The sequence below is a fragment of the Rhodovarius crocodyli genome (genome assembly GCF_004005855.1).
Lineage (GTDB): Bacteria > Pseudomonadota > Alphaproteobacteria > Acetobacterales > Acetobacteraceae > Rhodovarius > Rhodovarius crocodyli.
Genome location: NZ_SACL01000003.1, coordinates 375722 through 399216 on the forward strand (window position 1 = coordinate 375722; position 23495 = coordinate 399216).

The following is a 23495-nucleotide window of genomic DNA, read 5'->3' on the forward strand; positions in this document are numbered from 1 at the left end:
CCCTGATGAGGAACCGGTTCGTCGGCTGGCTCTCCTTCCTCATCGGGCTGGTCGCCGCGCTGACCTTCATCGTGGTGCCGCTTCAGGCCTCCCAGCAGCTTTGGCTCGCTTTGGGGGCCTTTGTCATTTTCCTGGTGTTGAACCGATTCCAGGGCCGCACCATCACGCTGGCGCTCTGCGCGCTGTCGTCGATGGTGTCGCTGCGCTATATCTATTGGCGCGTGGCCGAGACGCTGGACTACACCGGCTTCTGGCAGACCTTCCTGGGCACCGGCCTGCTGATGGCCGAGCTCTACGCCGTGGTGGCGCTGGTCCTCTCCTACTTCCAGGTCCTGTGGCCGCTGGAGCGCAAGCCCGTTCCCCTGCCGGACGACCCGGAGGAATGGCCCACGATCGACGTGTTCATCCCGACCTACAACGAGGCGCTCGAGATCGTGCGCCCGACGGTGTTCGCGGCGCTGGCGCTCGACTGGCCGCGCCACAAGCTGAACGTCTATGTCCTGGACGACGGCCGTCGTGAGGAGTTCCGCCAGTTCGCCGCCGAATGCGGCGCGGGCTACATCATCCGCCCCGACAACAAGGGTGCGAAGGCCGGCAACATCAACCACGCGCTGGCGCAGACCGACGGCGAATACGTCGTCATCTTCGACTGCGACCACGTGACGACGCGCGCCTTCCTGCAGATGACCGTGGGCTGGATGCTGCGCGACCGTGGCCTCGCGATGGTGCAGACGCCGCACTATTTCTACTCGCCGGACCCCTTCGAGCGTAACCTGGCCTCCGGTCAGCGCGTGCCGAACGAGGGCCTGCTGTTCTATGGCCTGATCCAGCAGGGCAATGACTTCTGGGGTGCCAGCTTCTTCTGCGGTTCCTGCGCCGTGCTGCGCCGTACCGCGGTGGAGGAAGTGGGCGGCGTGCCGACCACGACCGTGACCGAGGACTGCCACCTGTCGCTGAAGATGCAGAAGGCAGGCTGGCGCACCTCCTACCTGCGCGCGCCGCTGGCCGCCGGTCTCGCGACCGAGCGCCTGATGCTGCATATCGGTCAGCGGATGCGTTGGGCCCGCGGCATGGTCCAAATTTTGCGTCTTGAAAATCCACTTTTTTCGACCGGCCTCAGTTTGCCGCAGCGCATTTGCTACTTCTTGGCCATGTTCCACTTCTTGTTCCCGCTGCCGCGCTTCGTGTTCCTGACCGCGCCGCTCGCCTTCCTTCTGTTGGGTGAGAACATCATCGCGGCTTCGCCGCTCGCGATCGTTGCTTATGCGGGCCCTCACATCCTTCACTCGGTCGCCACCGCGTCCCGCGTGCAGAAGCGGGTGCGCCACAGCTTCTGGTCGGAAATCTATGAGACGGTGCTGACCGTGTATCTGCTGCCGGTCACGCTTGCCACGCTGCTGGACCCGCGCCGCGGCAAGTTCAACGTGACCGACAAGGGCGGCACGCTGCAGGAAGGTTACTTCGACCTGCGCGCCGTGGGCCCGAACATGGTGCTGGCGCTGTTCCTGGTGCTGGGTGTGATGTCCGGTATCTACGGTCTGGCGGCCAATCCGCCCGCCAGCCTGGAGTTCCAGGCCTACGCGCTGAACCTGGTCTGGGCCACGCTGTGCCTTCTGACGGTGCTGGCGGGCCTGGCCGTGGGCCGCGAACGCCGCCAGATCCGCGAGCGTGCGCGCATCGCCGCCGAGGTGGGGGCCGCCGTGGCCCTGCCGGACGGCCGCCGGGTGACCGGCGTTTCCGAAGACCTTTCGCTGGGTGGCGCCGCCTTGACCATGGAGCGCCCGTCCGGCCTGGAGGAAGATCAGTTGGTGACTGTGGAACTTCAGGTCGGTGCCGACACCGTGGAGGTGCCGGCCGAGGTGCTGCGCTGGCAGGATGGCCGCGCCCAGGTGCGTTTCGTCCCGCAGGATCTGCGCGACGAAGGTGAGATTGTGCGCGCGGTTCTGGGCCGCGCCGATGCGTGGGTGAACTGGGATGCCAACCGTCCCGACCAGCCCCTGCGTTCCTTGAAGGAGGTGGCGGTGTCCATCGGTGGTCTGTTCGCGGGCGGTTCGCAGTTCTCCTTCCGCCGCAAGGGCGGCGCCCCGCGTGGTCCGGGCGGCCGTCAGGGCCTGGGCCGCGCCGCCGCGGTGCTGCTGGCGCTGAGCCTGGCCGCCGCGCCGGCCAACGCCCAGCGCACGCCGACTGCTCCGGCCGCGGCCCCCCCGGCGCCGCCGGCGCTCGGCTCCGCGCCCGCGCCGCAGCAGCCCATCCTCGACACCACGCCCACCTTGACGACGCAGGCCGCCGTGCCGGGCCCCGGCACGCGGCGCGAGACCCGCACGCTGCGCCAGCTGGGCCTGCGCGGCCCCATGCAGATGCGCGGCGTGTCCGACCTTCAGGGCGTGCTGTTCGGCGTGCGCGGCGATGAGGTGGTGACCAACGCCACCCTGACGCTGTCGGGCGCCACTTCTCCGGCGCTGATCCCCGAGCTGTCCCAGATCGCGATCACGCTGAACGAGCAGTTCATCGGCGCCATCCAGCCCGACCGCGCGCGCCCGGCCTTCGGCCCGCTGCAGTTCCCGGTGAACCCGGTGTTCTTCGCGGACAACAACCGCCTGAACTTCCGCTTCACCGGCCGGTATGCGGTGGAGTGCAACGATCCGCTCTCCGGCCTGCTGTGGTCCACGATCAGCGACACCTCGACCCTGGCCCTGACGCTGGAGCGCCTGCCGCTGACCCGCGACCTGGCCCGCCTGCCGGAACCCTTCTTCGACTACCGCCTGCTGCGTGAGCCGCTGAACCTGCCCGTCGTGCTGAACGAGGGCGCGGGCAATGAGCTGGTGCGCGCCGCCATCATCGCTTCCTCCTGGTTCGCGGTGCAGGCCGACTATCGCGGCGCCAACTTCCCCGTGCAGGGCACCGTGCCCGAGCGCGGCAACGGCGTGATCGTGGCTTCCGGCACCGACACCGTGCCGGGCCTGACCCTGCCGCGCTTCGATGGCCCGACCCTGTCGCTGGTGGTGAACCCCAACGACCAGAACGGCCTGCTGCTGGTCATCGGTGGCCGCACCCCGGCCGAGGCCGTGACGGCCGCGACCGGCCTGGCCGTGGGCCGCGAATCGCTCTCGGGCGAGACCGCGATCGTCCAGGCCCAGCAGGTTCCGACCCGCGCGCCGTATGACGCGCCGCGCTGGATCCGCACGGACCGCCCGGTCCGCCTGGGCGAGGTGATGGACCCCTCCGAGCTGCAGGCCTTCGGCTATGTCCCGGGCCCGATCTCCGTGCCCTTCCGCACCGCGCCTGACCTGCTGACCTGGCGCAACCGCCCGCTGCAGGCCGATATCCGCTTCCGCGCGCCCCCGGGCCCGGTGATGGACGTGTCGGTCTCGCGCCTCGACGTGGCGGTGAACGACGTCTACCTGCGCAGCCTGCCGCTGCGCGCCGGCGACCCCAGCTGGCCGTGGTCCTGGGTGCAGCGCCAGGTGGGTTCCAACACCGACCGCAGCCAGGCCGGCTTCGGCATTCCGCCCTGGATGGTGTTCGGCCAGAACGAGCTGCAGCTGCGCTTCGACATGCGTCCGCTGCACCGTGGCGATTGCGTGGCCGTGCCCGGCGACGTGCGCGCCTCGATCGACCCGGACAGCACCATCGACCTGTCCAGCGCCTATCGCTTCGCGACGCTGCCGAACCTGGCTCACTTCGCCAGCTCCGGCTTCCCGTTCACGCGCCTGGCCGATCTCTCGCAGACCGCGCTGGTGCTGCCGGAGCGCCCGACGGCGCAGGAGCTGACGGTGGCCATGGGCCTGATCGGCCGCCTGTCCGCCGTGGTGGGTTATCCGCCGGTGGGCCTTTCCGTGGTGCGCCCGCAGGGGCTTGAGGCCTCGGCCGACCGCGACCTGATCGTGGTGGGCACGCTGGGCCGCCAGCCCGCGCTGCAGACGCTGCTGCGCGATGGCCCCGTCTCCGCCGAGGGCAACCGCCTGACGGTGAACCTGTCCGACCCGCTGGGCGATTTCCGCGCCCTGTTCGGCGGCAACCAGGCGCGTGAGCAGCGTGAGCGCGTCTCCGCCCAGCTCGCCGCCCCGGGTGAGGCCCTGGGCATGCTGGTCGGCTTCGAGAGCCCGCTGCGCGGCGGCCGTTCGGTCGTGGCGCTGACGGGCGCCTCCGCCGCCGGGCTGGAGAGCATGCTGGGCGCGCTGCGCGACCCCGAGCAGCTGCCCCGCATCCAGGGTGACCTGGCGCTGTTGAGCGGCGGCCGCGTCGAGGGCTATCGCCTCGGCGACACCTATGGCGTCGGCATCCTGCCGCCCTGGATGTGGCCGCAGTATTATCTGGCCGAGCGTCCCTGGCTGATCCTGGGCTTCGCTCTGCTGGCCATCATCCTGATCTCCGCCCCGATCTACTGGGTGCTGCGCCGACGCGCCGCCCTGCGCCTGCGCGCGAGGACGCACTGATGAGCTACCGCAAGAACCTGCTCTCCGCTGTGTTCGGCATGGCGATCGCCATGCCGGCGCTGGCGCAGCAAGACACGCGCGGCATCCAGGCCCTGCTGGACCAGGCGAATTACTGGCGCCTGCAGAACCGGCCGGAACTGGTGATCCGCACACTGGAACGGGTTCTCGCGGTTGATCCCAACAACGCGGACGCCCTGGCGGGTGCCGCCCAGGCCCAGGCCCAGGTCGGCAACCGCTCGGCGGCCGAAGGCTATCTGGCGCGCCTGCGCCAGGCCGCCCCGCAGGACCCGCGCGTGAGCGAGACGGACATCAACGTCCGTGCCGCGACCGTCGACCAGGGCGCGTTGGCGGAAGCCCGTCGCCTTGGCAGCGCCGGCCGCACGGCCGAAGCCATCGCGCGCTATCGCGAGCTGTTCCGCGGCAACCAGCCGCCGGACAACTACGCCGTCGAATACTACCAGACCCTCGCGGGCACCGAGGCCGGCTATACCGAGGCGCGGGACGGGCTGGGCCGGCTTGCCCGCCGCTACCCGACCGACCAGCGGCTGGGCCTGGCCTATGCCCAGGTGCTGACCTTCCGCGACGAAACGCGCGGCCAGGGTATCGATCGCCTGCGCGACCTCGCGCAGAACCCGGAGGTGAGCAACACCGCCGTGGCCGCATGGCGCCAGGCCGTGCTGTGGCAGGGCCCCAGCCGCGCGGCCGTGCCGCAGCTGGAAGCCTTCATGCAGCGCTTCCCGAACGACACGGTGGTCGCGCAGCGGCTTGAGGAAGCCCGCACCAATCCGCAGGGCGGCCCGGACCCCGCATCCGAAGGCCGTATCCGCGCCTTCGAGAGCCTGCAGGCCGGCCGTACCGGCGATGCCATTCGCGGCTTCGAGCAGGCGGTGCAGACCAACCCGAACGACGCCGACGCGCTGGGCGGCCTCGGCATCGCGCGCCTGCGCCAGGGCCGCTTCGGTGAGGCCCGGCAGCTGCTGGAACGCGCCATCGCCGCCAACCCCGAAGGCCGCAGCCAGTGGGAGGACGCGCTGAACGGCGCCTCCTACGCCGCCGAGCTGGCGACTGCCCGCGCCGCACTGGCCCGTGGCGACCTGAACACGGCCGAGACCAACCTGCGCCGCGCCGTGAACCGCCAGACCGCCGACCGCGCCGATGCCGAGGCGCTGCTGGGCGACCTGGCGCTGCGCCGCGGTGACATGGCCGGTGCCGAGCAGCGCTATCGCGCCGCCCTGGCCCGTCGCCCGAACCTGGGTGCCGCCGCCTCCGGCCTGTTCGAGGTGCTGAACCAGCAGGGCCGCTTCGCCGAGGCCGAGCAGCTGCGCGCCCGCATGGGCGGCGCCTTCGGCGGCGGCAGCCCCGAGAGCCAGCGCGCCTACGCCCTGCGTGCCGAGGCCGCCCGCGCCGGCAACCCGGCCCAGGCCGCCCAGCTGCTGACCCAGGCCGTGCAGGCCGACCCCGCGAACCCCTGGGCGCGGCTCGACCTCGCGCGCATCTATGCCAGCGCCGGCCGTTCCGCCGAGGGCCGCCAGATCGCCGAGGGCCCGGCCCTCGCCGGCGGCGCCTCGCCCGACCAGCTGCATGCCGCGGCCCTGTACGCCAGCGACGACGGCCGCCCCGAGGACGTGCTGCGCTACCTTTCCGGCATTCCGGTGCGTCTGCGCAGCCCGGACATGAACCGGCTGCTGCAATCGGCCCGCACCGACCAGGAAGCCCGCCAGGCGACCGCGCTGTACCGCGCCGGCCGCCGGGGTGAGGCCCGGGCCGCGCTGACCGCCATCGCCTCGCGCCCCGATCCGTCGGGCGCTTCCGCCGCCGCGGCCATCCGCGCGATGGGCCGCGCGAACGACCGCGCGGGCGCGGCCGAGGCCGGCCGTGCCTATGTGGCCGCCAACCCCACGGCCGGTGCCCAGGCCCGCCTCGCGGTGGCCGGTGCCCTTCTCTCGGCCGGTGCCACCAATGAGGCGGCGGCCCTGTCGCGCAGCCTCGAAGTCGCGCCGAACCTCTCGGCCGAGGATCGCCGCCAGGCGGCCGCCCTCGCCAGCGGCCTCGCCATCCAGACCTCGGACCAGCTGAACCAGCGTGGCGACCAGGCCGCGGCCTTCGACGTGCTGGCCCCGGCTCTGCAGCGCGACCCCAGCTCGGTTCCCGCCAACCTGGCGCTGGCCCGCCTGTACCAGGGCGCCGGCCAGCCGCAGCAGGCCCGCCAGATCACCGAAGGCATCCTGCAGCGTGACCCGCGCAACATCGATGCGCGCGTCGGCGCCATCGAGGCCGCGATCGCCGCGCGCGACTTCTCCCGCGCCGAGGCGCTGCTGGTCGAAGCCCGCGCGCTGAACCCGAACGACCCGCGCGTGGCCCTGACCGAGGCCCGCATCGCGCGCGCCTCCGGCAATTCCAGCCGCGCGTTGCGCGCCCTGGAACTGGCCGCGGAGCAGCGCCGCGCGCAGGGCGTGGTCGCCGATGTGCCCGCATCCCCCGAGGCCGCGGGCGGCTTCGACAACCCGTTCCGCCGCCTGTCGCGCGCCGGTGCCCTCGGCGGCGCCAGCATGGGCCAGTCCGACCCGCTCTCGAACGAGATCTCGCGCGAGCTGACCCAGGTGCGCGAGGAAACCGCCATGCGCATCCAGGGCGGCATGGGCTTCCGCAGCCGCTCCGGCTCCGCCGGTTTCGACCGCCTGGACGAGTATTCGGCGCCGATCGACGCCTCCTTCTCCATGCCGGGCGTCGGCGGCCGTACGACCATCAGCGCCACGCCGGTCTCCATCAGCAGCGGCCAGCTGGACAGCTCCAGCGTCGATTCGCTGCGCCGCTACGGCTCCAACGCGCTCAGCCAGGACCTGCGTCAGCAGATCGGCTCCACCACGCAGCTGTCGGCCGCCACGCGCGACCGCTACGCGCCGCGTGACACCAGCGTCAGCGGTGCCAGCTTCGGCATCGCCTATACGCGCGGGGCGTTCAGCGCCGATATCGGCACCTCGCCCATCGGTTTCCGGCGCCAGAACATACTGGGCGGCATCGAGATCGCGCCGGCCCTGTCCAACAACTTCCGTATCCGCCTGATCGCGGAACAGCGCGCGGTGACGGACAGCCTGCTGTCTTGGTCGGGCGTGCGTGACCCGTATTCGGGCGCCACCTGGGGTGGCGTGGTCCGCTCCGGCGGGCGCGTCCAGCTTGAATACACCAATGGCCCGGTCGGCGTTTACATGCTGGGCGGCTACAGCACCTTCACCGGCACCGGCGTGGCGCGCAACAACCGCGTCGAGGCCGGCGTGGGCATGCAGTACACCGCATGGCGCCTGCCCAATGAGGAGCTGACCATCGGTGTCGACGGCGTGTTCTTCGCCTATGACAACAACCAGCGCCTGTTCACCCTGGGCAATGGCGGCTACTTCTCGCCGCAGTCCTACTTCGCGGTGAACATTCCGATCGACTGGCGCGCGCGTTCGGGCAACTTCGCCTGGCGCCTGGGCGGCACCATCGGCTACCAGTCCTTCCGCGAGGACGCCGCCAAGTTCTTCCCGCGTGACGCTGCCTTGCAGACCGCGCTGGAACAGTCGCTCAGCGGCGATACCACGCTGCGCGCCATTCAGCCCGGCCAGTCCCAGTCCGGCATCACGGGTGGCGTGAGGGCGGATCTGGAATATGCGATGACCCAAAGCTTGCGTGTCGGCGCTCTGCTCCGTTACGAGCGGACGGGCAACTGGGAGGAGGCCCGCGGCCTGCTCTACGCGCGCTATCGTTTCGATCGGTGATGAGGGCATGAGCGGACAACAGATCATGGACCCCAGCGCCATTTCCTACATGGCGCGCCGGGGCGTCGCCCCCCAGTGGCGCGGCTTCCTGCGCGCGCTGGTCGAGACGCTGGACACCCATCTGGACGCGGCGGGCCGTGACGCGCTGCTGCGCGCCGTGGGCGGCCGCATGGCGCAGCTGGCGGCCATTCCCGCCTGCGGCACGCTGGCCGAGCTCGAAACCCGCATAAACGACGTGCTGGCCGCGGCGGACTGGGGTTATGCGCAGATCTCGCTGGATGCGCAGGCCAAGGCGATGTTCATCGCCCATCATGCCGCACCTGCCGTCTCCACCTATCACGACGCCCAGGGCGCCTGGGTGGGTGCGGTGCTGGAGGGTCTGTACGCCGGCTGGCTGGCGACCCAGCCCGGCGCCGAGGGCGGTGTTTCCGTGAAGGTGCAGCCCGGCGGCGGCGGGGCCATCACCCTGCGCTACGGCAAGTAAGGGGGCAAAGCCCCCTATTCCGGCACGCTGCGGTCGGACTCGCCCAAGGGGCGCTGCATCAGCACCACATCGACCCAGCGGTTGAACTTCATGCCCACCGCGCGCAGCACGCCCACCTGGCGGAAGCCCAGCGACAGGTGCAGGCCGATGGACCCCACATTCTCACTGTCGCCGATCACGGCGATCATCTGCCGGAAGCCCTGGAGGGCGGCGCGCTCCAGCAACGCCGCCACCAGCGCCTTGCCCACGCCCTGGCCGCGCACGTCGTCGCGGACATAGATGCTGTCCTCGGCCGCGAAGCGATAGGCGCTGCGGTCGCGGTACTGGGCGTAATAGCCATAGCCCGCGATGTTGCCGAATTCGTCCTCGGCCACCAGCCAGGCGCTGCCGGCCTGCTGCACCTTGGTCATGCGCCCCGCGAGCTCCGAGGCGGTGGGTGCCTCCTCCTCGAAGGTGCCGGTGCCCTTGGCGACATGATGGGCATAGATGGCGGCGATGGAGGGGATGTCGGACGGGACGGCATCACGGATCTTCACAGGCCAAGCTCCTCGGCGACCTTCACGGCAAGACGCATCAGCATACGGTCCCGCCCGGCGGCCGCCACCAGGGAAAAGCCGACGGGCGCGCCGTTGACCACGGCGGCGGGGATCGAGACCTCCGCCAGCCCGCCCAGGCCCGAGATCGCCGTGGCGCCCATGGTCTGCTCGCGCACGGCGTTCTGCTCCGCCTGGTCGGCCATCAGCCTGGGCGCCGGCACCGGGGATGTGGGATAGGCCAGCACGGCGCCGCCCTGAAGCAGGCTGCGCATCCGGTGCTGGAAGCGGCGGCGGAATACGCGGCCGGCCGCGGCCTTCTCGGCGGGCATGGTGCGTGCGCCTTCGAAGCGTTCACCCACGCCGGGGCCGAACTGCGGCTGTGTGCGGGTGACCCACCCGCCCAGCGTGGCCCAGGCCTCCTCCGCCTGCATGCAGCGGAAATTCTCGTACAGGGTATGCAGGCCTTCGGGCGCCAGCTCCATCCGCATGGCGGTGCCCATGACGCGCTGCGTCGCCTCCAGCGCGGGCAGCATGGCGCGTGCCACGGCCGGGTCGCAGTTGATCCAGACTTCCTCGGGCTTCAGCAGCGGGCCGGCGGGCAGGCAGTCGGGGCCGCCCGGCTCGAAGGGCAGCAGCTGCTCGCCCACCAGCAGCAGGGTGCGCGCATCGGCCGCGAACCAGCCCGGCGTGTCGAAGCTGGGGCCGAGCGCGCAGGTGCCGGCCAGGGTGATGGCACCCCAGCTCGGGCGGATGCCGAACACGCCGCAGTAGCTGGCCGGGATGCGCACGGAACCGCCGGTGTCGCTGCCCATGGCGAAATCGACCAGCCCTGCCGCCACCGCCGCGGCGCTGCCGCAGGAGGAACCGCCGGGAAAACGGTCCGGCGCCTTGGGGTTGGTGGGCGTGCCGTGCCAGACATTCTCGCCCGTCAGCCCATAGGCGAGCTCGACCGTCTTGGTCTTGCCGGCCAGCGTGGCGCCGGCCTCCAGCAGGGTGGTGACGATGGGGGAGGTGCCTGCCGCGACCCCATGGGTGCGGGCCCACTCGGGATGGCCATAGCTGGTGACGTGCCCGGCCACGTCATAAAGATCCTTCACCGCGAAGGTGAGGCCGGCGAGGGGGCCGCTCTCTGCCCCCTTCACCATTGCCCTGGGCCCCGGAATGAAGGGACTCGTGGCGTCGTCGCTCATCTTGTCCATCTCGCTGGGGTCCTCATGCCGATCGTAACGACCGGCATGTTAGACCGAGCGGACAGCTTGGGAAGCCGCCCCGCCTCAGCGGGCGCGAAGAAGTTCCGGCACCGAAAGCAGCAGGAACTCATTGTCGTCCGCGCGGAACACGTGGCGGCCGGCCGAGAAGGGCAGGTTGTTGTCGTTGCCGACGATGATGTGCTCGGCATCGACCATGGCCACGTTCTCGATGGTGAAGAACGGGAAGGTCAGGCGGCCGGCCGGGGCGTTGGCCGGCAGGTCGCCACGCTGGCGGGCCAGGTTCTCGGGGTCCTGGATGTTCATCAGGTCGATGTGGGCGATCTTGCGCACATAGCCCTCGGCATCGGCCGCGCCCAGGTCGATCAGGTAGATGCGCTTGAAGCGGGCGGGGTTCACGAAGCAGGGGTTCTGCTCGCTGGGCTGCTGGCCCTGGGCGCAGGCGCGGCCCGGGTCGCCCTGGCCGTCGTCACGCTCGATGACCAGCGCGCGGCGGTCGTCGATCATGTTGAAGTCGCCGATGGCGGTGGCACCCTGCTCCAGGCGATAGCGCAGGTGGCGGCCGGTCCAGCGGCCGCCCGGCACGTCGAACTCGATCATGCGGATGAAGCGGCCCTCGGCGTCGGCGGTGCCGGGGTTGAACAGGGGCTGTTCCAGCAGCGCCCACAGGCGGTTGCCGTCCGGGGTCTGGGCCATGCCCTCGTAGCCGCCCGAGCGGCGGGCGCGGAAGCGGTTGGTGGCCGCGGGCGTGGCGGGCAGGGCGTGGGCGGGGTTGTCCGGGCCCTGGATGACCTCATCGCCCAGGCGCGTCTCGATCAGGCGGATCACCCGGCCTTCGCGGCTGACATGCACCAGGAAGGGGCCGAACTCCTCACCCAGCATGAAGCTGCCGTCGGCCAGGGGCTGGATGCTCTCCAGGTCCAGGTCGGCGCCCGTCAGGTAGCGGCGCTCGGTGCCCTCGGTGACGATGCGGAAGGGCAGGCGGCGATCCGGGTCGGAGACGAACACCGTCTCCAGCATCTCGATGCGGCCGGTCTGCCAGTCGGGGCGGAAGCGGTGCAGCATCAGCATCGCGTCGGAGGAGTTGCGCGCCGCGCCGAAGCCGTTGTCGGACAGCGACCACCAGGTGCCGGCCGCGCCGCGCACCGGCGCGATGCCCGAGAAGCCCTGGACCGGCTGGCCGATGAAGGGCAGCGACAGGCCGGTGTTGCGGTTGCCATAGGCCGGGCCGGTGTTGCCGGGGATGCTGCCGATCGCGTCGGTGCGCAGGTTGCCCGCACCCGTGAAGCGGCCGGAGACGAGGAAGTCACGCGGGGCGTCGGAGGGCGGCAGGATGAAGGTGGCGGCCGGCAGGATGGCGTGGCCCGCGAGCCGGGCGGGCATCTGCTGGTCGGCGCGGGCGGGACCGGCGGCGGTGATGGCGAGGGCCGCGACGGCGGCGAGCAATGAGGCGCGCATGAGTTGGCTCCGAAATGACTGAGCGCGCATTACCGATCCGTCATGACGACTGCTTGTCGGATCGATGACGGTTCGATGGATCGGGCAACCTGTGCCCGGGGCTTGGGCAGGCGCGGTGCGGCGGGCGCCGATTCCCGGCCTTGGTGCGTTGCGGCCGGGCAGGGCTTCGCGCGAGCCTCCGGACCCGGAAGTGGAGACATACCGGATGAACCGCCGTGACATGCTGATGGGGGGCGCCGCTCTCGCTGCCGCCCCGCTCGCCCAGGCCGCTGCCCAGCCCGCCGCCGCCGCGAATACGCTGCGCGTGGCCATGACCGTGGCCGACATCCCGCTGATCACGGGCCAGCCGAGCCAGGGCGCGGAGGGCAACCGCTTCGGCGGCATCACCGTCTATGATCCGCTGATCTCGTGGGACCTGGCGCATTCCGACCGCGCCGCCGCGCTGAAGCCCGGCCTGGCCGAGGCCTGGTCGGTGGCCGATGACGGCAAGACCTGGACCTTCCGCCTGCGTTCCGGCGTGCGCTTCCATGACGGCAGCCTGTTCGACGCCGAATCGGTCGCCTTCAACCTGGGCAAGCTGCTGGACCGTGACGCGCCGCAGTTCGACCGCATGCAGTCCGCCCAGGGCAGCCTGTACACCAGCAACATCGCCCGCTGGCGGGTGAAGGATGCCTCGACCATCGAGATCGAGACCAAGACGGTGGATGCCGTCTTCCCCTATCTGATGGTGAACGTGTTCATGTCCTCTCCCGCGCGCTGGCGTGAGCTGGGGCAGAACTGGGAACGCGTGGCGACCCAGCCCAGCGGCACCGGCCCCTATGTGGTCGAGCGCGTGGTGGCGCGTGAGAGGCTGGAGGCGCGCCGCTTCGCCGACCATTGGAACGAGGCCCGCCGTGCGAAGCATGAGCGCCTGTCGCTGATCCCGATGCCGGATGCGCTGACGCGCGTGGCGGCCCTGCTGTCCGGCCAGGTCGATTTCGTGGAGGCCCCGCCGCCCGACGCCGTGCCGCGCCTGCGCGCCGCCGGCCATCAGGTGGTGACCAACGCCTATCCGCATATCTGGTGCCACCAGCTGTCCATGCTGCCGGACAGCCCGTTCCGCGACGTGCGGGTGCGCCAGGCCGCGAACCTGGCGATCAACCGCCCGGCCATGGTGCAGATGCTGGGCGGGCTGGCCATCGCCGCCAAGGGCATGGTGAACGAGAACCACCCCTGGTTCGGCGCGCCCAACTTCAAGATCGAATACGATCCGGACAAGGCCAAGCGCCTGCTGGCCGAGGCCGGCTATGGCCCGCGCAACCCGGTGCGGACCAAGTTCATCATCGCGCCCTCGGGCTCCGGCCAGATGCAGCCGCTGCCGATGAACGAGGCGATCCAGCAGGATTTCCGCGCCGTCGGCATCGAGCTGGAGTTCGAGGTGATGGATTGGGAGGCACTGCGCGCCCGCCGCCGTGCCTCGGCCGAGGCGCCGGAGAACCGCGGCATGCACGGCATCAACAATTCCTGGGGTTTCTGGGACCCGGATATCGGCCTGCTGGGCCCGGCCTATGGCCGCGGCCGCGTGGTGGGCGGCTTCAACTGGGGCAACTACCAGGACCCGGTGGCCGACGACCTGTGCGAGGCCGCGCGCCGCACCTTCGACGTGAACGCGCAGAACGCCATCCTGGCGCAGCTGCACAGCCGGCTGGTGGACCAGGCCATGTGGCTGTGGGTGGTGCATGACGTGAACCCGCGCGGGCTGGCGCGGCGGGTGCGGAACTTCACCCAGGCGCAGAGCTGGTACCAGGATCTGACGCCGATAACCTTGTCCTAGCCCTCAAACGCCGGGCGGCGGCGTCCGCCGCCTTGGCTTACGGCGCGCGGCTGGTTCGCCCGGCCGCGCTGCCTGATGGGCGCCGCCGGCCGCTGTGCGGCCGGGAGGGGTCATTCGAGGCGGATGTTGGCGGCGCGGACCAGCTCGGCCCATTTCGCCAGCTCCGTGCCGATCCAGCCCCGGAAATGCTCGGGTGAGCTTTCCGCCGGGTCGCAGCAGACCTCGGCCATGCGGGCGCGCATGTCGGGGCGGCGCAGCGCCTCGCTTACCAGCGTCGCCATGCGGTCCACGATCTCACGCGGGGTGCCGGCAGGGGCCACCAGCCCGTTGATGGTGCCGGCATCCACGCCGTTCAGCCCCAGCTCCGCGAAGGTCGGCACATTGGGCATGGAGGGCGTGCGTTGAGCCCCGGTGATGGCCAGGCCGATCACCTGCCCGGTCTCCATCAGCGGGCGCGCCTGGATATAGGCGATGAAGGCCGAGTTCACCTCGCCGCCCACCACCGCGTTGATCGGCAGCGCGCCGCCGCGATACGACACATGCAGCAGCGGGGTGCCCAGCGCGATGGCCAACTGCTCACCCGCCACATGCACCGCCGTGCCCACCCCGGCGCTGGCATAGGAGAACTGGCCCGGCCGGGCGCGGACATAGGCGCGCAGCTCATCGGCCGTGCGCACCGGGGTGCGCGGGTTGATCATCATCACCAGCGGTGCGGTGGCCACCAGCGCGATGGGCGCGAAATCCCGCTGCGTGTCATAGGGCAGCTGCATCAGCGACGGGTTCACCAGGAAGGCCAGGTCGATCATGCCGATCGTCAGGCCATCCGGCGCGGCGCGGGCCACGGCCTCCGTCCCGATCACGCTGTTGCCGCCGGGGCGGTTCTCCACCACCACCGGCTGGCCCAGCCCTTCGGCCAAATGCGGCGCGACCAGCCGCGACAGCACATCCGTCACGCCGCCGGGCGCGTAGGGCACCAGCAGCCGGACCGTGCCGCGCGCGCGGGTCTGCGCCTCGGCCTGTGGGGACATCATCAGCGCGCATGCGCACGCCAGCAGCGAGGCAACAAGCCTGGCACCCATCCTGAACACCCTCCGTCAGGCCCCCTTTTCGGCGGGGCCATATGCATTGCGTGCCATGAGATCACGGCGGCCGGCGGGGTGACAGGCACAAAAAAACCGCCGGGGCTGCCCCCGGCGGTTTTGTGATCGGCCGTCAGGCCGGATCAGTCGGCGGCGAGCGCCATGCGCGAACCGCCCATGATGGTCTGCACGTGGTCCTGCGCCATGTTGGTCACGTTCTCCACCTGCTCCGGCGTGTAGACATGGCCGGCGCCGGCGATGGTGCGGTAGTCGATGGAGACACCCTTCTGGGTGTTCAGCTTCTCGACCAGCTTGCCGACGGAGCTGACGGGCACCAGCTCGTCATCCTCGCCATGCACCATCAGGCCGCCGCAGGGGCAGGGGGCCAGGAAGCCGAAATCATAGTGGCTGGCGGGCGGCGAGATGCAGATGAAGCCGCCCATTTCCGGCCGGCGCATCAGCAGCTGCATGCCCACATAGGCACCGAAGGAGTAGCCGGCGACCCACAGCATGCTGGCGGCCGGGTTGACGGCCTGCAGGAAGTCCAGCGCGGCGGCGGCGTCGCTGATCTCACCGATGCCGCCGTCGTAGCGGCCCTGGGACTTGCCGACGCCGCGGAAATTGAAGCGCAGGACGGAAAAGCCCATTTCCTGGTAGCGGGTGAACAGGCTGTGGATCACGCGGTTGTTCATCGTCCCGCCATGCAGCGGGTGGGGATGCAACAACAGGGCGACGGGCGCGTTGGGACGTTTAGCGTGGTGATAGCGGCCTTCGAGGCGGCCATCGGGGCCGGCGAACATCACTTCAGGCATCGTACCCTGGCATCCATTTTCTGGGGCGGAGCGAACCGGAACGAAAAGCACCGTCGCGGACCGGAGGGTCGCGTTGCGGAACACTTCTCTCTCTCGGCCCGCTTGCGCCGCATGCGGGTGGGCACCATCCATGCGCCCTCTTGCGGGGGCGGTCATGAGACATCCTGTCCGTCCTCGCGCGATTGACGCGGCGGAAACGTGAACATAGCCTCCGCAAAGCAGAGCGCGGTGGGCCTAGCTGGCAGGATGGCTTTGGCGGTGTCCGTTCCAAAGCTGAGCTTATGATAGTGTGTCTGGCTCGCGTTTTCTAATGGATTCAGCCTAGGTCGCGCATGGCTGGGTTCCGTTCGGCGCATGCCGCTGCTGAATTCTGGAAGGATGGGGTTTTGCGGATCTCTACCCGTGGGCGCTACGCTGTCATGGCTCTGGTCGAACTCGCCTCGCGTGAGGCTGCCGCTCCGGCCCCGCCGGCCGGGCGCCGGAAGCCCCCTGTGTCGCTCGCCGAGATCGCGGCCTCCCGCCTGCTGTCCCTCGCTTATCTGGAGCAGCTGTTCGGCCCGCTGCGCCGTGCCGGCATCGTCACCTCCACCCGTGGTCCGGGCGGGGGCTACCGCCTGGTGAACCCGCCCGAGCAGATCACCATCGCCACCATCATCGACGCGGTGGAGGAGCCCTTCCTGACCCGCGACGAGCCCGCCTCGGAACGACAGGTGGCGGAGGCCGCGGACCGGCTGTGGCAGGAGCTGGACCGCCACGTCCAGCATTTCCTGGAAAGCGTGAGCCTGGCCGATGTGCTGCATGGCAGGGTGGGCATGGCCCGGCTGGCGCGCGGCAGGGAACTTCCCGTCATCTGCTAGGCCGCGATGCTGTACCTTGACGCCAACGCCACCGAATCACCCCGCCCCGCCGCGACGGAGGCCGCGATCGCGGCCATGCGCGCGGCGGGCAACCCTTCCTCCGTGCATGCCGCCGGCCGCGCCGCCCGCCGCATCCTTGAGGACGCGCGTGAGGCCGTGGCCCGCGCCTTCGGCGGCCGCCCGGCCGATACGGTGCTGACGGCCGGCGGCACGGAGGCCGATACGCTGGCCCTGCGCGGGCTTGCCGCCGGGCGCCGCATCCTGGCCGGCGCCACGGAGCACCCGGCCGTGCGCGCCATTCCCCACACCGAAATCCCGGTGCTGCCCGACGGCAGGCTGGATCTGGCGGCGCTTGAGGCCCTGCTGGCCGGGGGCGATCCGGCGCTGGTCGCGGTCATGGCCGCCAATAACGAGACGGGCGTGATCCATCCGCTGGAGGATGCGGCCGCCCTGTGCCGTGCCCATGGGGCACTGCTGCATGTGGACGCGGTGCAGGCGGCCGGGCGCATCGCCATCCCGCCCGTGTGGGACAGCCTGGCGGTTTCCGGCCACAAGCTGGGCGCGCCGATGGGGGCGGGGGCGCTGCTGCTGCGCACAGGGCTGCAGCCCGCGCCCATCATCACCGGCGGCGGCCAGGAGCGCGGCCGGCGCGGCGGCACGGAGCCCTTGCCGGCCATCGCCGGCATGGGGGTGGCGGCGGGGCTGGCCGTGCCCGATGCGCGCATCGGCGCCCTGCGCGACGCCATGGAGGCCGGCCTGCCCGAGGGCGCCCTTGTCGTCGGCCGCGCGGCCCCGCGCCTGCCCAACACCAGCTGCATCGTGCTGCCCGGCATTTCCGCCGAGCGGCAGCTGCTGGTGCTGGACCAGGCGGGCATCTGCGTCTCCTCCGGTTCCGCCTGTTCCTCGGGCAAGGTCGCGCGGTCGCATGTGCTGCTGGCCATGGGGCTGGGCGAGCAGGCCGGCCAGGCCATCCGCGTTTCCCTGCCCTGGGACGCGCCGGAGGACAGCGCCGAGCGCTTCCTCGAGGCCTATCACGCGATGGTGCTGCGGCTGCGTCGATAGAGATTGCCTCCCGTGCCGCATCCTGGCCAGGATGCGGAAAAATGACGGGAGGAACCCATGTTCACCAGGATATTCCTGGCGGCTGCGCTGTGGTGCATGGCCGGCGCCGCGCATGCTCAAAGCACAACCGACTGCGCGGCCCTGGCCGGCATGGCCATCCCCGACACCAACCTGCTCTCGGCCACGCTGGTGCCGGAACGCGACGGGCTGCCCGCGCATTGCCGGGTGCTGGGCTATGTCCGCCCCGCCATCAATTTCGAGATCCGCCTGCCCACCACGGGCTGGAACGGCAAGTTCTACATGGTGGGTTGCGGCGGCTTCTGCGGCCAGGTGCTGTCGGAGCGCCCGAACTTCACCAATGCCATGAACTATGGCCTGCGCCGCGGCTATGCCGCCGCCACCACCGATGCGGGCCATTGGGGCACCGGCAGCACCGATGCACGCTGGGCCTGGAACAACCGGCAGGGTGAGATCGACTGGGGCACCCGCGCCATCCCGGAGGTGACGCGCGTCTCGCGTGCCGTCATCGCCGCCTTCTACACGCGCGGGGCGGAGCGTTCCTATTTCGCCGGCTGTTCCACCGGCGGGCGGCAGGCGCTGATGCAGGCGCAGCGCTTCCCGGATGATTTCGACGGCATCATCGCGGGCTCCCCCGCGCTCGACTACACGGGGCTGGTGGCCACCTTCCTGGCCTGGACCACCCAGGCCAACACGGATGCGCAGGGCCGCCCCATCCTGACCCATGCCCGCGTGCCGCTGATCAGCCGCGCCGTGACCGAGGCCTGCGACGCCACCGATGGGCTGCGCGACGGCATGGTCTCCAACCCGCGCGCCTGCCAGTTCGACCCCGCGACGCTGCAATGCCCGGCAGGTAGCAGCGGGGAGCAATGCCTCAGCCCCGCCGAGGTGGGCGTGCTGCGCGCCTGGTATCGCGGCCCGCGCAACGCGGCGGGCCAGCAGCTGTATCCGGGCGGCATTCCCATGGGGTCCGAGGCGTTCTGGCCCGTGTGGCTGACCGGTTCCGCCACGGCGCCCGCGGTTAACCCGCTGTTTGCGTTGAATTTCCTGCGCTACATGGCCTTCCAGGAGGACCCGGGAGAGAATTACCAGGTCAGCCAGTTCGACATGGAGCGCGACCCGGCCCGGCTGGCCTTCATGGGCGCGCTGTACAACGCCACCTCCACCGATCTGTCGCGCTTCCGCGCCCGCAACGCGCGCCTCATCGTCTATCACGGCTGGGCCGATGCGATCGTTACGCCGGAACGCACGGTGGACTGGTTCGAGGCCGCCACCCGCGCGGCCGGCGGGCGCGAGCAGATGGACCAGTTCGCCCGGCTGTTCATGATCCCGGGCTTCGACCATTGCGGCCTCTCGCCGGCCGGCCCCGGCATCAGCGAGACGGGCTTCGACCCGCTGACCGCGCTGGAGAACTGGGTGGAGCGCGGCCAGCCGCCTGCCTCCATCCCGACGACGCGCCAGGCGGAGCCCCGGTTCAGCCGCCCCGTCTGCCCCTGGCCGCAGCAGGCCCGCCATCAGGGCGGCGATGCGGCGGTGGCGGAAAGCTTCGCCTGCCGGTGAGGGCGCCCTACAGCGGCACCGTTACAGTCAGGCGCAGCGAGAGTGGCTCCGCCGGGTGCAGATGCCGCCCGGCCACACCTCCTGTCGGCTCCCCCGGCAGGCGTGACGTGTAGAAATACTCGATCTGGCTGCCGCGCGCGTTCAGCAGGTTCAGCCCATCCAACTGCGCCCGCACGCCATTGCCGAACGCGTATCCCACCCGCCCGTTCACCAGGGTCGTCGCACGCGACCGGGTGGAATTGTCCTCGACCAGCGGGCGCTCGCCGAAATGGCGCAGCCGGGCACCGGCGAACCAGCCCTGCTCGCGGCCCAGGCGGATACCGGCGGTGGCGATCAGCGCCGGCGCGCCGGGGATGCGGTTGCCCGCCGGGTCGGTGTCGGTGAAACGCGCCTGGGTGGCGGCGATCTCGCCGTCCAGCGCCAGCCAGGGCGTGGGCTGCCATCGCGCGGTGGCCTCGACGCCCAGGCGGCGGCTGGGCCGGCCGGCCTCGGTGGTGCCGGCGTCGCCCACGAACAGGATCTCGGAGCCCAGCGTCAGCAGGAAGCCCGAGAGGGTCAGTTCCAGCCCCTCGGCGGGGCGGCTGCGCAGGCCGATCTCGACACCCCGGGCGCGCACCAGCACGGGCACCCGCGACATCGGGCTGATGCGGTCGCCGGGGGCCACAATGATGGTGGCGCCGCGCAGGTCGTTGCTGTGAAAGCCGGTGCCGGCCTGGGCGAAGAACTCGGTGCGCAGGAACGGACCTAACACCAGCCCCAGCTTCGGGCTCAGCATCGCCTGCTGCGCCGTGCCGGAATTGGCGGCCAGGTCGCTGCGCACGCGCCCGCCGGTCACGTCGCCGCGCAGCCCGGCCGTGAGGCGCAGCCAGGGCAGGGCGGTCAGCGTCGCATCGGCCCAGAGGCCTGCCGTGCCCTCCCGCACCCGGTCCGCCCGCACGGTCGACAGCCAGGCGCGTTCCTGCGTGCGGAACAGCCCCAGCGCGATGTCGTCATAGCGCCCCTGGATTCCCGCCCGCAGCGTCAGCGGCAGGCCGGCCAGCGTCGTCGGCAGGCTGTGCCGCGCATCGAAACCCATGACCCAGCGCCGGTCGGATTGCCGGAACTGGTCCCCGCGCTCCGGGTCGTCCAGCGCATAGGTGAAGTTGTTCCACAGGTTCAGCCGGGAATGGATGGCATAGGCCGAGACGGCGGTGGTGCCCCATTCCCCACTCCGCGCCCAGCGCGCCGACAGCGAGTAGCGCTGCGCATTGCCGCCGTCGCTGGGGTCCAGCGTGCCGTAGCGGCCGATGGCGGCGCGCTCCGGTATCTGGTCGGTCGAGGTCCAGCGCCCGGCATAGGCCATGGCCGTGACGGTCAGCCCGTCATCCTCCGTGCCCCGGCTGTAGCGCAACAGGGCGTTCAGGCGGTGCAGATGCTCGCCGCGCTGCCAGGGGCCCTGGTTGCCCGCGGCCTCGACCATCCCCAGCAGGTTGCCTTCGCCCAGGCGCATGCTGCCGCCCGCCACACCCCGCCAATAGCCGTAACTGCCATAGCTGGCCTGCGCGAAGGGGCGCAGCGTGTCGGCCAGGCCCAGGCGCAGCGCGCCGGCGGTGGCGAAATCCCCGTGCTCGGCCGCGAAGGGGCCCTTGCGCACCGACAGCCCGGCCAGCGCCTCCGGGATCAGGAAGTTCAGGTCGGCATAGCCCTGGCCATGGCCGTGGGTGGGCATGTTCACCGGCATGCCGTCCACGCTGATCGCCAGATCCGTGCCGTGGTCCAGGTTGAAGCCGCGCAGGAAATACTGGTTCGCCTTCCCCTCGCCGCTGTGCTGCGTGACGATCAGGCCGGGGGCTGCCTCCAGCAGCTCCCCTACCCGTGCGACGGGGCGTGCCAGCAATTCGTCCCTCTCCACCTCGCGCTCGGTGGCCGAGAGGGGCGGTGCGGCGACGACGTCCAGCGCCGGCAGCTCCTGCGCCAGCGCCGGCAGGGGCAGCAGCAGTAGCAGCGTGGCGGCCAGCCTCACGCCAGGCCCTGCACCGCGATCAGCCGGGAACGGGCGCTGGCCTGGCGTGCCGCGATCAGCGGGGCGTAGTCAGGTGAGGCGAACAGCGCGCGGATCGCCTCCATGTCCGGGAACTCGATCACGATCATGTCCCGCGAGGCCCAGTCGCCCTCCAGCGTCAGCGGGGCCTTGTCGATGGCGATGGTCCGGCCGCCGAAGCGGCGCACCACCTCCAGCGCCGGGGCGCGATAGGCGGCGAATCCCGCCTCGTCATGGATGTCGATGTCGCCGATCAGATAGGCTGGCATGGTGCTTGTCCTCCCCGCAGCGATCCTGGCCGGGATGGGGCGGCGCGCCAATGGCTTGTGTGCCTGTACGGACGACCTGTATGAAACCCATACAGGGAAAGCCACGCACCATGCCTCAAGACGATACCGGCGCGCCGATCGACGCCGCCAGCCTGCTGGCGGCGCAGCCGCGCTATGCGGCGGTGGCGACCGCCCTTGCCTCCGAGATCCTGGAGGGGCGGCGCCCCGTGGGCACGCTGCTGCCCAGCGAGCAGGAGCTGTGCGCGCAGTTCGGCGTCAGCCGCTCCACCGTGCGCCAGGCGCTGCGGCGGCTCTCCGACCTGGGGCTGGTGGCCAGCGCCCAGGGGGTGGGCACCCGCGTCATCGCCGACCAGCCGCGCGGCAAATATGTGCTGGCCGTGCGCAGCGCGACGGATGTGATGGGCTATGAGGGCCCGGTGCGGCTGGACATCCGGGGGCGCCAGCGCATCGTGGCCGACGCCGCTTTGGCCAACCGGCTGAACTGCCCGGCGGGCACGGCCTTCATCCATGTGCATGGCGTGCGCCGCGGTGCCGATACCGGAGAGGCGATCTCGGTCTGTGATCTCTATATCGCCTCGGCCTTCACCGAGATCGCGATGTCGGACGATCTGGCGGCCACCCCGGCCTATCGGCTGATCGCGCAGCGCCACGGCATTCCGGTGGCCGCCGTGCACCAGGACATGGGCGCCATCTCCCTCGACTCGGCCCAGGCCCAGGCGCTGGGTGTCGCGGCCCATGCGCCAGGCCTGTTCATCCGCCGCCAGTTCCTGGCCCAGGGCGGGCAGCTGCTGGAGGCGACGACGAACATCCACGCCTCCTCCGAGCACTTCATGTATTCGCTGCGTCTGGGCGGGGAAAGCTAGGCCTCATCCAGCGCCAGGGCGGCGAAGCTGGCCAGCCAGTGCTCGCCCATATAGTCGCCGTCCAGATGCGGCAGGGCGGCGGCCAGGTGGCGGGCGGCCGCCTGTTCCATCAGCGCGCGCCGGGCATCCTGGGCGGGCAGGGCCCCGGCCAGCCCCCGGAAGCACCAAGCGCGACTCAATGCCAGCCCGTCCAGATGCGCGATCTTGCCGTCGCTGCGGTCGCTCACCTGGGGCGGGGCGAACAGGTTGGCGGGGCGGGCCTGCGCCAGATGGGGCAGGAAGGCGTCGAACCAGGGCAGGAATTCACGCGAGGGCAGCAGGCGGCGCATCGCCTCCGCCTCGATCAGCGCGGATGACAGGAAATCATCGCCGCTGGGCTCGCCCCAGGCGGGGCAGTCGCGGTCGGCGCCGTACCAGCGCCGCGCGGTGGACCGCAGCAGCGCGAGGAGGGAGGCATCGTCGCTCGCCTCCGCATGGTCGGCGGCCATGCGCAGGCCGAAGGCCGTGTTGAAATGCGTGCCGACCCGCACCGGATAGGTCGCGATCGGCAGGAAGTCCCGGAAGCGCCGGGTGAAGGCGCCGGCGAAGGGTGTCAGCGCGACGGACCAGCGGCGGTCGGGCAGGGCGGCCAGCTCGGTGGCCAGCTTCAGCGCCCAGGCCCAGCCATAGGGCCGCTTGAAGCCGCGGGCCGAGGGGCGCGCCAGATAGGCGCATTCGCCGGCCACTTTCGCGGGGGTGAACTGCCGGTCGAACAGCGCCGCTATCCGCCCGGAAACCGGCAGGCCCGGATGGCGCCGCAGCACCCGCGCCAGCAGCCAGTGGCTGTGCAGACAGGAGTGCCAGTCATAGCTGCCGTAGAAGATGGGGTGCAGCTGCCGTGGCGTGCGGGCGTCCTCGTCACGTTCCAGCGTGTGGTCGGGCTTGTTGGGATATTCGCGCTCGACATGGCCCAGGGCGATGTCCGCGAAGCGCGTGGCGAGGTCGGGTGTGAACTCGGTCATGCCGCATCATGGGCTCATCGGGGCGATCAGACCATGCCGGGGCGGTTTGCACAGTAATTGGACAGCGCGCCGGTATACTTGGCTTAAGTGCCTGAAAGTGAGTGCAAATGCCTGCATTTTGACCTTGCTGCGGCTTTCCCGCCCCGCCTAGCCTTGCCGTAACGCACCGCAACATGGGGCGGTGGGGATGCTGATCACGAGTTCACGTTTGCCGGCGGCCCTCGCGCCGACCGCACGGGAGAT

The 23495-nt window shown here is 70.9% G+C and carries 16 protein-coding genes; 8 read left to right on the plus strand and 8 right to left on the minus strand.

What is annotated here, in order from left to right; genetic code table 11:
- Nucleotides 1-5 precede the first annotated feature (5 nt).
- The 3 genes from bcsA to bcsD are packed head-to-tail and all read left to right on the plus strand — an operon-like array spanning nt 6 to nt 8675.
- The gene (gene bcsA / locus EOD42_RS11015) at nt 6-4436 is read left to right on the plus strand and encodes a UDP-forming cellulose synthase catalytic subunit (protein WP_164867883.1); all 4431 of its coding nucleotides are present in this window, start codon (nt 6-8) and stop codon (nt 4434-4436) included.
- The gene (locus EOD42_RS11020; RefSeq protein WP_127787573.1) at nt 4436-8191 is read left to right on the plus strand and encodes a cellulose synthase subunit BcsC-related outer membrane protein; all 3756 of its coding nucleotides are present in this window, start codon (nt 4436-4438) and stop codon (nt 8189-8191) included. The genes bcsA and EOD42_RS11020 overlap by 1 nt, the downstream gene beginning before the upstream one ends.
- A gap of 7 nt (nt 8192-8198) precedes the next feature.
- On the plus strand, nt 8199-8675 hold the full coding sequence (bcsD, locus tag EOD42_RS11025; protein ID WP_127787574.1) for a cellulose biosynthesis protein BcsD: 477 nt from the start codon (nt 8199-8201) through the stop codon (nt 8673-8675).
- 14 nt (nt 8676-8689) lie between these two features.
- Here bcsD and EOD42_RS11030 read toward each other — a convergent pair whose 3' ends face one another.
- The 3 genes from EOD42_RS11030 to EOD42_RS11040 all read right to left on the minus strand — a co-directional run bounded on the left by EOD42_RS11030 (nt 8690) and on the right by EOD42_RS11040 (nt 11877).
- A complete protein-coding gene (locus tag EOD42_RS11030; RefSeq protein WP_127787575.1) occupies nt 8690-9211 on the minus strand; it encodes a GNAT family N-acetyltransferase in 522 nt (173 codons plus the stop codon).
- The gene (locus EOD42_RS11035) at nt 9208-10401 is read right to left on the minus strand and encodes an amidase (RefSeq protein WP_240655120.1); all 1194 of its coding nucleotides are present in this window, start codon (nt 10399-10401) and stop codon (nt 9208-9210) included. The genes EOD42_RS11030 and EOD42_RS11035 overlap by 4 nt, the downstream gene beginning before the upstream one ends.
- 84 nt (nt 10402-10485) lie before the next feature.
- Complete coding sequence (locus EOD42_RS11040) at nt 10486-11877, minus strand: esterase-like activity of phytase family protein (protein ID WP_127787577.1); 1392 nt, start codon at nt 11875-11877, stop codon at nt 10486-10488.
- 205 nt (nt 11878-12082) lie between these two features.
- On the opposite strand from EOD42_RS11040, the gene EOD42_RS11045 reads away from it, so the two are divergent.
- Nucleotides 12083-13690 carry an ABC transporter substrate-binding protein gene (locus tag EOD42_RS11045; RefSeq protein ID WP_206020319.1) on the plus strand — a complete coding sequence of 536 codons (1608 nt, stop codon included), beginning with the start codon at nt 12083-12085 and terminating at the stop codon, nt 13688-13690.
- A gap of 110 nt (nt 13691-13800) precedes the next feature.
- Here the strand turns inward: EOD42_RS11045 and EOD42_RS11050 are convergent, their stop codons facing one another.
- Complete coding sequence (locus tag EOD42_RS11050; protein ID WP_164867884.1) at nt 13801-14721, minus strand: tripartite tricarboxylate transporter substrate binding protein; 921 nt, start codon at nt 14719-14721, stop codon at nt 13801-13803.
- Between the two features lie 191 nt (nt 14722-14912).
- Nucleotides 14913-15581: an alpha/beta hydrolase gene (locus tag EOD42_RS11055; protein ID WP_127787579.1), complete on the minus strand. Its 669-nt coding sequence runs from the start codon at nt 15579-15581 to the stop codon at nt 14913-14915.
- Between the two features lie 332 nt (nt 15582-15913).
- Here EOD42_RS11055 and EOD42_RS11060 point away from each other — a divergent pair, with 332 nt between their 5' ends.
- The 3 genes from EOD42_RS11060 to EOD42_RS11070 are packed head-to-tail and all read left to right on the plus strand — an operon-like array spanning nt 15914 to nt 19078.
- Nucleotides 15914-16438: an Rrf2 family transcriptional regulator gene (locus tag EOD42_RS11060; RefSeq protein ID WP_206020320.1), complete on the plus strand. Its 525-nt coding sequence runs from the start codon at nt 15914-15916 to the stop codon at nt 16436-16438.
- Nucleotides 16439-16444: 6 nt separating this feature from the next.
- Nucleotides 16445-17500, plus strand: a complete 1056-nt coding sequence (locus tag EOD42_RS11065) for a cysteine desulfurase family protein (RefSeq protein ID WP_127787581.1) — start codon at nt 16445-16447, stop codon at nt 17498-17500.
- A gap of 57 nt (nt 17501-17557) precedes the next feature.
- Nucleotides 17558-19078: a tannase/feruloyl esterase family alpha/beta hydrolase gene (locus tag EOD42_RS11070; RefSeq protein ID WP_206020321.1), complete on the plus strand. Its 1521-nt coding sequence runs from the start codon at nt 17558-17560 to the stop codon at nt 19076-19078.
- Nucleotides 19079-19085: 7 nt separating this feature from the next.
- Here EOD42_RS11070 and EOD42_RS11075 read toward each other — a convergent pair whose 3' ends face one another.
- Together EOD42_RS11075 and EOD42_RS11080 are read right to left on the minus strand one after the other, a co-directional pair.
- Nucleotides 19086-21080, minus strand: coding sequence for a TonB-dependent receptor (locus EOD42_RS11075; protein WP_127787582.1), 1995 nt, complete (start codon nt 21078-21080; stop codon nt 19086-19088).
- Nucleotides 21077-21367, minus strand: coding sequence for a DUF1330 domain-containing protein (locus EOD42_RS11080; RefSeq protein WP_127787583.1), 291 nt, complete (start codon nt 21365-21367; stop codon nt 21077-21079). The genes EOD42_RS11075 and EOD42_RS11080 overlap by 4 nt, the downstream gene beginning before the upstream one ends.
- Before the next feature lie 110 nt (nt 21368-21477).
- Between EOD42_RS11080 and EOD42_RS11085 the strand changes: the two genes are divergently transcribed.
- The gene (locus tag EOD42_RS11085) at nt 21478-22251 is read left to right on the plus strand and encodes a GntR family transcriptional regulator (protein ID WP_164867885.1); all 774 of its coding nucleotides are present in this window, start codon (nt 21478-21480) and stop codon (nt 22249-22251) included.
- Here the strand turns inward: EOD42_RS11085 and EOD42_RS11090 are convergent.
- On the minus strand, nt 22248-23252 hold the full coding sequence (locus EOD42_RS11090; protein WP_127787585.1) for a DUF2891 domain-containing protein: 1005 nt from the start codon (nt 23250-23252) through the stop codon (nt 22248-22250). The genes EOD42_RS11085 and EOD42_RS11090 overlap by 4 nt on opposite strands.
- Between the last annotated feature and the right edge of the window lie 243 nt (nt 23253-23495).

Excerpts from the sequence above, each read along its gene's own strand:
- bcsD (WP_127787574.1), top strand. The coding sequence starts at position 8,199 with ATGAGCGGACAACAGATCATGGACCCCAGCGCCATTTCCTACATGGCG.
- EOD42_RS11065 (WP_127787581.1), top strand. The coding sequence starts at position 16,445 with ATGCTGTACCTTGACGCCAACGCCACCGAATCACCCCGCCCCGCCGCG.
- bcsA (WP_164867883.1), top strand. The coding sequence starts at position 6 with ATGAGGAACCGGTTCGTCGGCTGGCTCTCCTTCCTCATCGGGCTGGTC.
- EOD42_RS11085 (WP_164867885.1), top strand. The coding sequence starts at position 21,478 with ATGCCTCAAGACGATACCGGCGCGCCGATCGACGCCGCCAGCCTGCTG.
- EOD42_RS11055 (WP_127787579.1), bottom strand. The coding sequence starts at position 15,581 with ATGCCTGAAGTGATGTTCGCCGGCCCCGATGGCCGCCTCGAAGGCCGC.
- EOD42_RS11020 (WP_127787573.1), top strand. The coding sequence starts at position 4,436 with ATGAGCTACCGCAAGAACCTGCTCTCCGCTGTGTTCGGCATGGCGATC.
- EOD42_RS11070 (WP_206020321.1), top strand. The coding sequence starts at position 17,558 with ATGTTCACCAGGATATTCCTGGCGGCTGCGCTGTGGTGCATGGCCGGC.
- EOD42_RS11040 (WP_127787577.1), bottom strand. The coding sequence starts at position 11,877 with ATGCGCGCCTCATTGCTCGCCGCCGTCGCGGCCCTCGCCATCACCGCC.
- EOD42_RS11050 (WP_164867884.1), bottom strand. The coding sequence starts at position 14,721 with ATGATGTCCCCACAGGCCGAGGCGCAGACCCGCGCGCGCGGCACGGTC.
- EOD42_RS11060 (WP_206020320.1), top strand. The coding sequence starts at position 15,914 with ATGGCTGGGTTCCGTTCGGCGCATGCCGCTGCTGAATTCTGGAAGGAT.
- EOD42_RS11035 (WP_240655120.1), bottom strand. The coding sequence starts at position 10,401 with ATGAGCGACGACGCCACGAGTCCCTTCATTCCGGGGCCCAGGGCAATG.
- EOD42_RS11045 (WP_206020319.1), top strand. The coding sequence starts at position 12,083 with ATGAACCGCCGTGACATGCTGATGGGGGGCGCCGCTCTCGCTGCCGCC.
- EOD42_RS11080 (WP_127787583.1), bottom strand. The coding sequence starts at position 21,367 with ATGCCAGCCTATCTGATCGGCGACATCGACATCCATGACGAGGCGGGA.
- EOD42_RS11090 (WP_127787585.1), bottom strand. The coding sequence starts at position 23,252 with ATGACCGAGTTCACACCCGACCTCGCCACGCGCTTCGCGGACATCGCC.